The organism is Dyadobacter sp. NIV53 (genome assembly GCF_019711195.1).
Lineage (GTDB): Bacteria > Bacteroidota > Bacteroidia > Cytophagales > Spirosomataceae > Dyadobacter.
The window spans coordinates 5,712,840-5,726,078 of record NZ_CP081299.1 but is presented as its reverse complement, the minus strand read 5'-3'; the positions used below and the strand labels follow the sequence as shown (position 1 = coordinate 5,726,078).

The 13,239-nt window shown below is 39.3% G+C and carries 11 protein-coding genes; 6 read left to right on the top strand and 5 right to left on the bottom strand.

Features of this window, described 5'->3' with window-relative positions; genetic code table 11:
* The first annotated feature begins 337 nt into the window (after positions 1–337).
* The 6 genes from KZC02_RS23725 to KZC02_RS23705 all read left to right on the top strand — a co-directional run bounded on the left by KZC02_RS23725 (position 338) and on the right by KZC02_RS23705 (position 6,957).
* Positions 338–2,629, top strand: coding sequence for an Rv1355c family protein (locus KZC02_RS23725; RefSeq protein WP_221390941.1), 2,292 nt, complete (start codon positions 338–340; stop codon positions 2,627–2,629).
* Positions 2,630–2,977: 348 nt separating this feature from the next.
* Positions 2,978–3,316, top strand: a complete 339-nt coding sequence (locus KZC02_RS32095) for a hypothetical protein (protein ID WP_229253757.1) — start codon at positions 2,978–2,980, stop codon at positions 3,314–3,316.
* Positions 3,300–5,477 (top strand): 7TM diverse intracellular signaling domain-containing protein, encoded by a 2,178-nt coding sequence (locus tag KZC02_RS23715; RefSeq protein WP_221390940.1) that lies wholly within the window; start codon positions 3,300–3,302, stop codon positions 5,475–5,477. The genes KZC02_RS32095 and KZC02_RS23715 overlap by 17 nt, the downstream gene beginning before the upstream one ends.
* On the top strand, positions 5,474–5,716 hold the full coding sequence (locus KZC02_RS32090; protein WP_229253756.1) for a response regulator: 243 nt from the start codon (positions 5,474–5,476) through the stop codon (positions 5,714–5,716). The genes KZC02_RS23715 and KZC02_RS32090 overlap by 4 nt, the downstream gene beginning before the upstream one ends.
* A 53-nt stretch (positions 5,717–5,769) precedes the next feature.
* Positions 5,770–6,564 carry a sensor histidine kinase KdpD gene (locus tag KZC02_RS23710; protein WP_229253755.1) on the top strand — a complete coding sequence of 265 codons (795 nt, stop codon included), beginning with the start codon at positions 5,770–5,772 and terminating at the stop codon, positions 6,562–6,564.
* A gap of 6 nt (positions 6,565–6,570) precedes the next feature.
* On the top strand, positions 6,571–6,957 hold the full coding sequence (locus tag KZC02_RS23705; RefSeq protein ID WP_229253754.1) for a response regulator: 387 nt from the start codon (positions 6,571–6,573) through the stop codon (positions 6,955–6,957).
* Between the two features lie 656 nt (positions 6,958–7,613).
* Here KZC02_RS23705 and KZC02_RS23700 read toward each other — a convergent pair.
* The 5 genes from KZC02_RS23700 to KZC02_RS23680 all read right to left on the bottom strand — a co-directional run bounded on the left by KZC02_RS23700 (position 7,614) and on the right by KZC02_RS23680 (position 13,168).
* Complete coding sequence (locus KZC02_RS23700; RefSeq protein ID WP_221390939.1) at positions 7,614–8,318, bottom strand: L-ribulose-5-phosphate 4-epimerase; 705 nt, start codon at positions 8,316–8,318, stop codon at positions 7,614–7,616.
* 155 nt (positions 8,319–8,473) lie between these two features.
* On the bottom strand, positions 8,474–9,964 hold the full coding sequence (gene araA / locus KZC02_RS23695; RefSeq protein WP_221390938.1) for an L-arabinose isomerase: 1,491 nt from the start codon (positions 9,962–9,964) through the stop codon (positions 8,474–8,476).
* 38 nt (positions 9,965–10,002) lie between these two features.
* Positions 10,003–11,652 (bottom strand): ribulokinase, encoded by a 1,650-nt coding sequence (locus tag KZC02_RS23690; protein ID WP_221390937.1) that lies wholly within the window; start codon positions 11,650–11,652, stop codon positions 10,003–10,005.
* Positions 11,653–11,812: 160 nt separating this feature from the next.
* Positions 11,813–12,526, bottom strand: coding sequence for an NrtR DNA-binding winged helix domain-containing protein (locus tag KZC02_RS23685; RefSeq protein ID WP_221390936.1), 714 nt, complete (start codon positions 12,524–12,526; stop codon positions 11,813–11,815).
* An 81-nt stretch (positions 12,527–12,607) separates the two neighbouring features.
* Entirely contained in the window at positions 12,608–13,168 is a 561-nt protein-coding gene (locus KZC02_RS23680) for a 2'-5' RNA ligase family protein (protein ID WP_221390935.1), read from the bottom strand.
* Between the last annotated feature and the right edge of the window lie 71 nt (positions 13,169–13,239).

Sequence of the window (13,239 nt, the reverse complement as noted above, 5' to 3'; positions counted from 1 at the left end):
GGCAATTTATTTTTAGAATGTATAGAAATAATTCTATATATTCACGGACATTCATTTAGAATCTATTTTTAGACAATAATATTGACTACAAAATTCAATGATAATGAATAAAAAAATATTTATGATAAATCCGGTAATAATTTTCAGATAATTCATGGGACATCAGTTATGATTTCTTTATAAAATACTAATTATATCCAAAATTTATCTTACTTTCTTCCCTTCCCTGAAAAATATGTTATTACCTTAGGGAATTAGTTAAACGTAAAGTTACAAGATAAATTTTTTTAATCATAGCACTAATTGGACATGAGATACCCACAACAAATTCTTAAAAATGTACCAAAACCAAAAGACCGATAACATATTTCTGCCAGTCATATTAAAAAAAGTGCAGAATGCTGAAAATCAAAATTTTAAAAACATAATAAGCGATCACCCGGATGTTATTGTTTTGGATTTGTTTTCATCACAAAAAAAGAATTATTTAAAAATTCAAAACCCAAGAGCACGGCTTTCCGCAGAACATCTTGATCAATTATTTGATGACTGGAGAAAAGACCATGATCCGGAAACAGAAGGAACCTGGATTTATTACCCGTGGTCAAACCGGCTCCTGCATATACTGGACAAAAATGAATTTGTCAAACTCAGAACCAGCAGAAATCATTATAAAATTTCCCCTCAGGAGCAACAGAATTTATCAGGCAAAACGATAGGAATTATCGGGCTTTCAGTAGGGCATGCAGTTGCCGTCAGCATCGCAACCGAGCGCATTTGCGGAAAACTCAAACTCGCTGATTTTGATACCATTGAACTTAGTAACCTGAACCGCCTCAAAACAGGTTTGCACCAGATAGGCTTAAATAAATCCATCGTGACAGCGAGAGAAATTGCTGAAATTGATCCTTTTCTGGAAATCGAGTGCTTCCAGGAAGGTATAAATGATAGTAATATTGAAAGTTTTCTGACAGAAGGTGGTAAACTGGACATTCTTATTGACGAATGTGATGATCTGGAAGTCAAGATTTCGTGTAGGGAAATGGCCAAAAAATTACACATTCCGGTTGTAATGGAAACCAGTGATCGCGGAATGCTGGATGTTGAAAGGTTTGATCTGGATAACAATCGACCCATTTTACACGGATTTTTAAATGGTATTCCACAAGAAAGGCTAAAAAACATTCAACCACAGGATCGACTTCCCCTTACGCTGAAAATTGTGGATGCTATGAACGGTTCGTTGCGAGGCAGGACATCACTACTCGAAGTGGGACAAACAATAAGCACATGGCCACAACTTGCAAGTGCAGTTACATTGGGCGGAGGTGTGGTTACAGATGTTTGCCGCAGGATACTTCTTAAGCAGTTTACAGACTCAGGCCGGTATTACGTTGATCTGGAAGAAATTATAAAAAACAAGCCCGCCGACATAAACGGATCAACGGATTCTTCAATAGATTTAGCCTTCAATTTTAATGAGGCAATCCAATTAGCAAATTCGTTACTACCTGCACATAAAATTTCCTTTACTCCATCGGAAGAATACATCAGGCAAATTGTAGAGGCCGGCAGCCGTGCACCTTCGTCAGGAAACGACCAACCCTGGAAGTGGCTTTTCAAAAATGGCCGGCTTCATTTATTTCACGATACTTTCCGATCCCGCTCTTTTGCAAATTATAACAATATGGCAGCTTACCTTGCACTAGGTGCCGCTTATGAAAATGTTGTATTAAAAAGTAAAGAACTTGGATTTAGCCTTAATAGCCGGTTTTTTCCGTTAGGTTTGGAATCTGGGCTTTTAGTGGTAACCGAGTTTACAGAAGAAAAAAACGGCGATGCCGAAACCGTATTTGCGCCGGAACTGGCTGGCTTCATTAATTCCCGATCCACCAACCGCACAACAGCTCCGCCTACTTTACTTAAAGATTCAGATTATACTTTATTACAAAGTGCTGCCGAAAGTATTGACGGGGCAAAACTGCATTATATGACAGACCGGGATCAAATACTTGAATCCGGACGAATAATTGGCGAATGCGACCTGATGATGATGCTGAATACGCAGGGGCATCATGATTTCTTTGAAAGAAATACAAGGTGGACACCGGAACACATTGCAAACTCTAATGACGGAATTAGTATTCAGTCACTCGGTAACGTCCCCGTTCAACTTACTGCATTATCTCTCATCAAGGATAAAAAAGTTGCAGATGCACTCCGGAAAATTGGAGGTGGAAATATGCTGGTAGAAAGCACAGGTCACTCAGTTGGCAGCGCTTCATGCCTTGGCATTTTAACCTTGCCTGGGTCAACACCGGAAAACTTTTTTCTATCAGGAAGGTCCATACAGCGGCTATGGCTTCGTGCAGAACAATTAGGCCTGAGCTTGCAACCATTACTTTCTCCAATATTTTTATTTTCACGTCTGAACTCAGCAACAGGACTGGAAGAAGACGAAGTAGAGAAACTTATTGGTTTGGAGGAAAAATTTAGAAGTATTACTACCTTCGATGAAAATTTATCTAAAACTTTTTTATTTAAAATTTCAAAAGCTGAAAAAACTGCCATTCAAACCAAACGCCTGCCATTAAATGAAATTTTGTTGATGGTAAATAACGAAATATAATGGTAGCGAAAATCAGAGCTTATAAGTCCCCCGATGATATTGAAACAAGTTTGCGATACATTGATGGACATTTAAAAGTACTAGAGTCTTATGGCGTCAAAAGAGTTACATCAGCGAACCACAACTGGCTACATGACGAGAACACCTATGTGGTTATTGTGGAATCCGAAGACGGAGACAGGATCTTTGGCGGCACAAGAGTCCAGATACGCTCTGCAAATCTGAAAATGCCAATGGAAGATGCAATTGCAAAAATCGATAAAAACATTTATTCCTACATGGATGCTATCGGAGATCATCAGATAGCAGAATTTTGCGGTTTATTTAATTCAAAAGAGGTGGCAGGATATGGTATCGGCAGTATTTTTCTGGGACGGATCAGCTATAGCCATCGCCGCCAATGTAGGCGTAACGAACCTGCTCGGACTGTGTTCTCCGGCCACTTTGAGAAACAGCCTGAGAGTAGGATTTGAAATTCTGAGGGACCTGGGAAATAACGGAACTTTTTATTATCCCAAAGAAGGTTTGATTGCAACAGCATTAATTATCACAGACGTTGTAAATTTGCCCAACGCAACACAGGAAGAAAGAGAACGAATATTGAATTTACGACATAATCCCAATCAAATGGCAGTTGAAAGGGGCCCAAAAGGCGAACTTGAAATTATATATGATACTAAAATTTAAGTGGCCGGACTCGTTTACCCGAAATGTAATCCTGTTTTTATTTCTTATCATTCCTTTTCACTCAAAAGGTGAAGAAATACCATTTAAAGGTAAAGACCTCATCATTGGAAAGTATATTGAAATTGCAGAAGATACCAGCAGTTCATACAGTATTGATAAGTTAAAGTATGTAAATTTCACAAGAAGTAAGGATGAAACTCCCAATTTCGGACTAAGCAATTCGTCATGGTGGATTAAATTTACAGTCAAAAATTATACTTCGGATAAAGACCTTTTTCTTGAACTTGGCTATCCGATGATTCATTCAGGCGAATTGTTTACTATGGAACCTTCCGGTGTAACACATCAGAAAATCCTGGAAAATGACTCTTTCTACAAAAGAAAAACCGAGCACCAGAATGTAGTTTTTAAATTGACTATACCCAAAGGTGAAAGTAAGACTTACTTCCTCAGGATCAGGGAAAACACGCAAATAGTACTGCCTCTCATCATAAGAAACCAGGATAGCTTTTTTAAATCGGCGCTCACAGGTGAAATACTGATCGGCATTTATATAGGGATCCTTGCCGTTATGTTTTTATATAATCTGTTTCTCTACTTTTCTATCAGGGAAAACAGTTATTTATATTACGTGATGTACATCCTTTTTATCGGATTGGCACAAACTACACTAACAGGTTATTCCTTTAAAATATTATGGCCTAACCAACCCTATTTCAATTCCATAGCCACTTCGCTGTTCTCTACCCTTTCGGGTATTTTTGGTATAGTTTTCTTTATGAACTTTCTCAATACCAGAGAGAGAATGCCGCTATTTAACAAAGGGCTTTATGTGATCCTGGTTACTTATGTGCTCGCCTTAGTTTTTCAGCTGAACGGTAATGCATCATTAAGTTATACACTCACAAACCTGTCCGGTGTTGGCTCTATTGTAATGGCCATTTCGGTATCGGCTGTACTATCTTATCAGAATTACCGTCCTGCTAAATTCTTCCTGATTGCCTGGTCAATATTCTTTGTTGGGCTTGCCATGTTTGTACTCCGGAATCTGGACATATTGCCCTATAATTTTTTTACCAATTATACCATGCAGGCAGGTACTGCAATAGAGGTGATACTACTGTCTTTTGCCCTGGCTGATAAAATAAATGTCCTTAAAAAGGAAAAAGAAATATCTCAGGAACAGGCGCTTCGTGTATCTCTTGAAAATGAAAAAATAATAACCGAACAAAATGTAGTTTTGGAAAGGAATGTGCTGGAAAGGACACGCGAATTACGGCAGACCAATACTGAACTGACAGATACTCTTACCCAGCTAAAAGATACGCAAACACAATTAATTGATGCCGAAAAAATGGCTTCACTCGGACAGCTAACTGCCGGGATTGCACACGAAATCAATAATCCTATCAATTTTGTGAGCTCTAATATCCGTCCTTTAAGAAGGGATATTGCAGACCTTATACAAATCCTTGATTCGTACAGTGACCTGCACAGTACTGACCAGGGAGAAGTGCTGGATAACAAATTAAAGGAAATTGAAGAATTAAAAAATGACCTGGATCTGGATTATATTAAAACTGAGCTGGGCGTGCTGTTGAATGGTATGGAAGATGGCGCACACCGGACGGTTGAAATAGTAAAAGGATTAAAAATGTTTGCCAGAGTAGACGATTCTGACCTGAACATGGTCAATATTAATGAAGGAATTGAATCTACCCTGGTCATTTTGAACTATCAGATGGGTACTTCAATCCAATTATTTAAGGATTTGGGGAATATTCCGAATATTGAAGGCTTTGGTGGTAAATTGAATCAGGTTTTTATGAATATTCTTACCAATTCTATATACATTACTCAAAAAAACGAAGAAGGTAAACCACCCTTTATCTGGGTCAAGACCTGGCTTAAAGATCCTGACCACATTTGTATCTCTATTAAGGACAACGGTTCGGGAATGACACCAGAGGTCAAAGCTAAAATCTTCGAACCTTTTTTCACCACAAAGCAGGTTGGCGATGGGACCGGTTTAGGTTTATCAATCGTTTTTAAGATTATTGAAGCCCACAATGGCCATATTGCAGTAAATTCTGAAGTGGGAGAAGGAACAGAATTTGAAATTACTCTTCCTATATTAAAAAAAGAATCTAACTTTCCATGAGTGATAAACCGATACGTATCCTTTACATAGACGATGAAGATCATAACCTTCAGTCTTTCAAAGCAACTTTCCGCAGGCAGTACGATATTACAACAACTACTTCGGTAACAGAAGCTGAGGAGCTTATGAACAACAAAGATTTCAATATTGTGCTGGCAGATCAGCGTATGCCCGTGATGACGGGGTACAGTTTTTCGAGAAGATCAGAGACCAATATCCTGACGTCATCAGAATATTAATAACCGGACACACAGATATCAGTGCTGCTATCGATGCTATTAACAAAGGGGAGGTGTTTAGGTTTATTGATAAGCCCTGGGATTACGAATATGTGGAAAATGCAATTACACATGCTTATGAAATATACCAGACAAGAGAAGATTTAAAGCAGCGTAATATCGACCTTCAAAAGGCGAATGAAGAACTGGATAAATTTGTATACAGTGCGTCACATGATCTCCGGGCACCCTTAATGTCTATCCTTGGAATCGTAAACCTGGCCTTGCTGGAAGATGATATTCTATCTCAAAATGAATATCTTGAACTGATACGGAAATCTGTAAAAAAACTGGATACATTTATAATTAATATTATTGATTATTATAAAAATGCAAGAGGTGTTTCAGTCGTATCCAACATTGATTTTGAAGAACTGATAACCGAAGTGCAGGCAACAATACAGTATTTACCAGAATATGGTAATTTAAAAATCACGACTGAGATAAATCAGACAGGATTTTTTCAATCTGATGCCATGAAACTGAGAATCATTTTTAACAATCTTATTAACAATGCTGTAAAGTTTCAGGATACATCGAAAGAAAATCCATTTATAAATTTAAAAGTAGATGCATCTTCTACCGGGGCCATCATCACCGTGGAAGATAATGGCACGGGAATAAGGGAAATAGATCAGGATAAAATATTCAGAATGTTCTATCGTGCCGGAGCAACAAACAGTGGTTCGGGAATAGGCCTGTATATTGTGCATGAAGCCATTACCAAGCTTGGTGGAGAAATAAAAATATCTTCCCGATTCGGAGAAGGAAGTATTTTTGAAATTAGCATTCCTTCTATCGATAAATAAAAAATTATGATACTTATTGATATCATTTTAATTGATGACAGCGCATTTGATTTATTTATATATGAAAAGCTACTTATCAAAAGCGGGATAGCAAATACCGTCATAACATTTAATTCTGCTCAGAAAGCATTAAAATATATTATCAGTGAAGGCAATGCACTGCCGGAAACGGTAATTTTGCTTGACCTGCAAATGCCCGATATGAACGGGTTTGAATTTATTGATGAGTTTGCCGATATCTCTGAAAAGATTAAAGACAAGATCAAAATTTTTATGCTTTCCTCAACCATTGATACCAGAGATATTGAGAAAGCAAGAGCAAGTCTGCATATTATAGACCTGCTTCCAAAACCACTTGAAGTTGATGTTTTAAAACAAAAGCTGGTACTCTGACAAATTTGTATCTATACTAAAACTAGTGCGATTCCCAATTTGGGGCAAATTACAATAACTACGATTTAGCCATACATTATTTTTTTTAAATTTTTTACAATTTTTTCGAATTTATTGTAATAATTTGCATTAGTAATATAACTTTTTTAGCTTAGTTTATTAATTACACTAATCAGGCACACATTATGTAAACGTACGATCCCAACTACCCATATCTCAACGCCCAATGAAAACTGACAACAGGACCCTATCTGAAATTCTCAAATTGCACGCTGAGTACGTCAAAGAAGTAGATGACAGCGGCATTAAACCTTTATCCGCCGAAATTTATAAGACAAATTCCCACAATTTTGTGAGATGGATCAAGGATGAGTTTATTCCCGGATCCAAGTTAAAACGAAGTGAACAAGTTTAATTTTTACCGGATGCTTTACTGATCTCTAATAATTCAGTAAAGCATTCGTTTTTTAAAGGACTTCATTATAACAAACCGTTGTCCTGATCAGATTATGATATTAGCAATATTTAGTTTTTTGAAAGGACGTTTTTCCAAAGATGCTATCAGCGAAGCAAAGTCTAACGAGACGCGAATGTCACGTCAGGAGGCTTTACAACAAATGAGAAACATCGCCAGTAAACGCGTCAAAAACAGCTGATTAGCAGCCCTGTCCGTAATATGCATCTTTTCCGTGCTTACGAAAGTAGTGCTTGGCTATAAGGCTGTTCTTAATAGGTGAGGTTTCAGGGTTGATTTGTAACGTGAGGAAAGCCATTCTGGCAATTTCTTCTAACACTACCGAATTATATACTGCCTTAGCCGGATCACAACCCCAGGTGAAAGGGCCATGGCAAGCAACCAGAACCATCTCTACTTCTTCGGGACTCAAAGAATTTTTCTTGAAAATATCCAATATCTGATTCCCCGTTTCCAGTTCATAGTCCCCTTCAATCATAGCATCCGACATGACGTCTGTAACGGGTATTGAAGATGTTAAATGATCAGCATGTGTGGTACCGAAATTGGGAATAGGCCGGATAGCTTGTGCCCAGGCAACTGCATAAGTGGAATGTGTGTGGCAAACTCCACCAATGAAAGGAAAGTTTTTATACAGTAACGTATGTGTTTTGGTATCAGAAGATGGCCGCATGTTTCCTTCAACCAGAACGTTATCCATATCAACAATAACAATATCCTCAACACGAAGCCTGTGATAAGGAACTCCGCTTGGCTTTATAGCTATTATACCGGCATTACGGTCTATCCCACTTACATTTCCAAAAGTAACAATTGCAAGCTCTTCCTTTGGTATCTCCATATTGGCCTCATAGACCAGTTCTTTAAGATATTGATATTTAGACATTTTTTGGTTTTGGTTTAACCACCGGGCGTTGCCCGGTGTTGAGTTATGGAAACCTTTCTGGGTAGTTGATAACTAACTCGGAAACGCGTAGCATCGGTTTAAATCTTCACTCTGAACATTGGACTTTAAACTCTTAACACTTCGCCCCAAACTCATCATTTATAATACGCTTCGCTCCACCTCAGTTCATTTTTCAATTGTCGCAATTGTGTATTTTTATCGATCACAACCAGTTCTACCCCAAACATTTCTGCAAAAGTTTCGATATAATCCGAGGTTAAATTCTGACTATAAACGGTATGATGGGCACCGCCTGCATAGATCCATGCGGCACAGGCTGTTTGTAAATCCGGAGCAGGTCTCCAGAGCACTCTTGCAACCGGTAATTTAGGCAGTTCATCTTTTGCTTCCACAGCTTCTACTTCATTTACCAATAACCGGAAACGATTTCCCATATCAATTAAAGATACATTGATTGCCGGCCCGGCTGCGGCATTAAATACCAAACGAACCGGATCTTCCTTCCCTCCTATTCCCAGCGGATGAATTTCACAGGAAGGTTGCCCGGAAGCGATACTCGGGCAAATTTCCAGCATATGCGAACCCAGAACAAGATTATTATCCGGATTAAAATGATAGGTGTAATCTTCCATAAATGAATTCCCGCCAGGCAAACCGCTTCCCATAACTTTCAGGGCACGCACCATGGCAGAAGTTTTCCAGTCGCCTTCCCCGCCATAACCATAACCTGCGGCCATAAGTCTTTGAGAAGCAATACCCGGAAGCTGTTTCATCCCATGCAGATCTTCAAAGGTATTGGTATATGCCTTGAAATTCCCTTCTTGCAAAAACTGTTTTATACCCAGCTCAATCCGGGCTGCATCCCGAAGTGAAGCGTGTTTGTCTTTACCTTTTCTGAGCACTTCCGCAAGTTTGTAGGCAGATTCATATTCCTCAGTCAGCAGATTAATATCAGCATCCGAAACACTGTTAATGACCCCGACCAGATCGCCAACCGGATGCGTATTTACAGAGAAACCGAACGTCATTTCTGCGGCTACTTTATCTCCATCGGTAACGGCTACCTGCCGCATATTATCTCCGAAACGTGCAATTTTTCCTCCGTTCAGGTCATGCTTTGCAGCAGCAACACGACACCATTCAGCGAGGGAATTCAGAATATGATCCTGTTGCCAATGCCCTACAATCACCTTACGGTTTAAGCGCATTCTGGTCATTATAAACCCGAATTCGCGGTCGCCATGTGCTGACTGGTTCAGGTTCATAAAATCCATATCAATATCCGCCCAGGGAATATCGCGGTTATATTGTGTATGTAAATGCAGCAATGGTTTTTGCAGGATCTGTAATCCCCGGATCCACATTTTGGAAGGAGAAAAAGTATGCATCCAGGCCACAATTCCAATACAGTTTTTAGCAGCATTGGCTTTCTGAATAATATTATAAATTTCTTCCGGTGATTTTACAACGGGCTTAAATACAACCCTAACCGGAATTTTAGGCGACTGATCGAAATAGGTACTGATAATTTGGGAATGTTCATCAACCAGACGGAGCGTTTCTTCTCCGTACAGATGCTGGCTACCCGTTATAAACCAAACTTCAAATTGTTTTAAATCAAGCATTTGTTATAATTATGACTGATGTGAAAGGAGTGATGATTTTATACTTTTGCTAAAAATTCATGCTCGATAAACGCACCCGATTGTACATATTTCTGATATAATTTTTGATAAATCACCACTACCTCAGGACGTGGCTGATAAACAGTATCAAAACCAGAGCTCATCGCTTGCTGTGCATCCTGCAAAGATTCATGAACCCCAGATGCTACTGATGCAAACATAGCCGCGCCTAATGCGCACGCCTGTTCTGATGCAGCTACTTTAATAGGCATATTCAGAATATCGGCGAGTGTCTGCATGACAAACGGAGATTTTTTGGCAACCCCTCCTATGGCAATCACTTCATGGATCTCAACGCCTTCATTTCTGAATCGTTCTACAATACTTTTTGATCCAAAAGCAGTGGCCTCCACCAGTGATTTAAAGATTTTGACACTGTCGCTGGCCAGGTTTAAACCGAGGATTCCACCTTTCAGTGTATGTTTTGCATCAGGCGTACGCCGGCCGTTGTGCCAGTCAATAGCAATAATGTCATCATCTGTAACCGGCAAAAGTGAGGCTTGCTGAGCCAGGTACGGAAGTAATTTTTGGGATAAAACCTTTGCCGCTTCGTCTCCGAGTAACGACTTTACCGGTGCTGTTATCAATTTGGCAAACCATGCATAAATATCTCCAAAAGCAGATTGCCCGGCTTCCATCCCAAGCATACCGGGGACTACCGAGCCATCAACCTGGCCACAAATACCTTTAATCAGTAAATGCCCGACTTCGTCATTTGGCGCAACCAGCATATCGCAGGTAGAGGTTCCTATAACTTTGCATAATGAATATGGTTCAATCAAAGCACCTACCGCACCCATATGCGCATCAAAAGCACCTACACCAATTATTACATCGGTTGGGATACCTAATTTTTCTGCCCATTTTTTTGAAATGGCACCCATCGGTTTATCAGAAGTTTCCGTTTCAGTAAAAAGCCTGTCGCGAAGTCCATCCAGCAATGGATCAAGTTTGGTAAAAAAAGCATTAGACGGCAACCCTTCAAATTCCGGATGCCACAATGCTTTATGGCCTGCCGCACACCTTGAACGCTTCATGGTCAGCGGATCTGTAATACCTGTCAGTTCAGCGGAAATCCAGTCACAGTGCTCCACCCATGAAAATGCATTTTCCCTGATCTCTTCATCAACCCTTAAAGTGCGAAGGATCTTGGACCAAAACCATTCGGAAGAATAAATCCCACCCACATACCTGGTGTAATCCACGGACCAGCTGTGAGCTAATGTATTGATTTCCTCGGCTTCTGCATTGGCCGTATGATCTTTCCATAAAATGAACATCCCGTTAGGATTTTCTTCAAAACCAGGCAGTAAGGACAATGGAGTTCCGTCACGATTCACTGCAACCAGCGTGGAACCTGTTGTGTCCACAGCAATGCCACGGATCTGTTTTCTGACATGTTCCGGCGCTTCCGACAATGCCTGTAAAACTGCCGCTTCCAGACCTTCCAGATAATCCAGCGGATGCTGCCGGAATTGTGACGTGGCCGCATCGCAGTACTTCCCTGCTTTCCACCGACTATATTCCTGAACGGCCGTACCAGCCTGCTCACCGGTGTGGGCATTTACAACCAGTGCCCGAACAGAATCTGTACCGAAGTCAATCCCAATTACATAATTTTCCTGCATATCCTGAATTTTAGAACGATGAAAAGCCGAAAATCAAATTTAACTAATCAATGGACAAATATAAACAAATGTATTAATAGTGTTTATTTGACACATTTAAAAAAACAGACTTTTTTAAATATTTTTCCTTTTCTTATTCTGAATGACTTTCCGCCACTGGTTATTCCCTTAGCCGGTTTTCCATAGAATCGGGCATGAAATTCCAGAATGAATTAAATTTCTCTTTATACTTTACAACATCAAGTTTATATAAAGCTGCCTTTTTGGTAGCAGAGTGGCTGTTTTTGATTCCGGTATCAATCAATAAACCGGTTGATAACAATTTGCGGCTAAAATTCCTGCGGTCAATCGGTGTGTCGTAAATGGCTTCATACAATTTTTGCAGCTGAGGAATCGTGAAAAGTTCCGGCAATAACTCAAAACCAATCGGATGTAATGCGGCTTTATATCGTAAATGGTCAATGGCACGGATTACCATATCGTTATGATCAAAAATCAGGGAAGGGCGGCTATCCAGGCTGATCCAGAATGCGTTATGGGAACGAACAGCTTCTACATCATGATCGTCAATATTAATTAAAGCAAAAAATACAACTGAAACCGTTCTTGCAACAGGATCCCGATCGATATTTCCATACACACTCAACTGTTCTACATAGATGTCTTTCAGGCCAGTCAGATTATAAAGTATCCTTGCGGCGCCGTCTTCAAGATTTTCAGACGTTTTTAAAAAGCCACCCATTAATGACCAATTTCCTTTTTCGGGCTCAAAATTTCGTTTGACGAGAAGCAATTTAATATCCTTCCCATCAAACCCAAAAATGATACAATCAATGGCCAGAAGTATTGGGGAAGCATCGGGGTAACTATTCATGAATTTAAACAGATTGATGAGAGTATAATTTATCCTGAATTTAGCCGGGACTTATTTACCAATTCAAAAATACGTTAATTATCATAATTGCATTTGGTAAGAACGAATACTATCCCAATGTTTACCATCATGCTGCATTAGTCTAAAATCTGTTATCAAAAATGTTGCTTCATAATTTTTGGTCTGAAATTCCTTCCGGGCTTCTTCAAAAAACTGTGGTTTTAAATCGCGGTACGCTATAGTGAGATGCGGCTTAAAAGGCAACTCAGTATTTTTAAGCGCAAGGTCAGGGAAAGCTGTATTAAAATTGTGGCTGATTTGTTTTTGTAAATCAAATAATGGCGGGTTAAAATTTGGTTTTACGTAAATCACAGGTTGTTTCGGATTTTCAAAGGCAGCAAAGCCTTTGAGTTCAAGACTGAACGGAACCACATTTATTGACATTTGATCAAACCATTGAATTACATTTTCATGTTGATCTGATAGAAATCTGAAAGGAGCTTTCAACGTAATATGCGGGATTACTTTCAGTGCAGCACCGCTTTGAAATCTCGTGGCAATGTACTGCTGAATTGAAATTATCTCTTCACAAATTAATGCAGGAGGAATAATAGCCAGAAAATATAAATTCTCTTTTGTCATTAATTGATATGCTTAAAATTGGTTTATATTAACTGAAACCGTAGCTTTCATGGGTTAAAACCGATGAATGA

Bases quoted from the DNA above. Each gene is read 5' to 3' on its own strand.
- KZC02_RS23725 (WP_221390941.1), top strand. From the start codon at position 338: ATGTACCAAAACCAAAAGACCGATAACATATTTCTGCCAGTCATATTA.
- KZC02_RS32095 (WP_229253757.1), top strand. From the start codon at position 2,978: ATGGTATCGGCAGTATTTTTCTGGGACGGATCAGCTATAGCCATCGCC.
- KZC02_RS23715 (WP_221390940.1), top strand. From the start codon at position 3,300: ATGATACTAAAATTTAAGTGGCCGGACTCGTTTACCCGAAATGTAATC.
- KZC02_RS32090 (WP_229253756.1), top strand. From the start codon at position 5,474: ATGAGTGATAAACCGATACGTATCCTTTACATAGACGATGAAGATCAT.
- KZC02_RS23705 (WP_229253754.1), top strand. From the start codon at position 6,571: ATGATACTTATTGATATCATTTTAATTGATGACAGCGCATTTGATTTA.
- KZC02_RS23700 (WP_221390939.1), bottom strand. From the start codon at position 8,318: ATGTCTAAATATCAATATCTTAAAGAACTGGTCTATGAGGCCAATATG.
- araA (WP_221390938.1), bottom strand. From the start codon at position 9,964: ATGCTTGATTTAAAACAATTTGAAGTTTGGTTTATAACGGGTAGCCAG.
- KZC02_RS23690 (WP_221390937.1), bottom strand. From the start codon at position 11,652: ATGCAGGAAAATTATGTAATTGGGATTGACTTCGGTACAGATTCTGTT.
- KZC02_RS23685 (WP_221390936.1), bottom strand. From the start codon at position 12,526: ATGAATAGTTACCCCGATGCTTCCCCAATACTTCTGGCCATTGATTGT.
- KZC02_RS23680 (WP_221390935.1), bottom strand. From the start codon at position 13,168: ATGACAAAAGAGAATTTATATTTTCTGGCTATTATTCCTCCTGCATTA.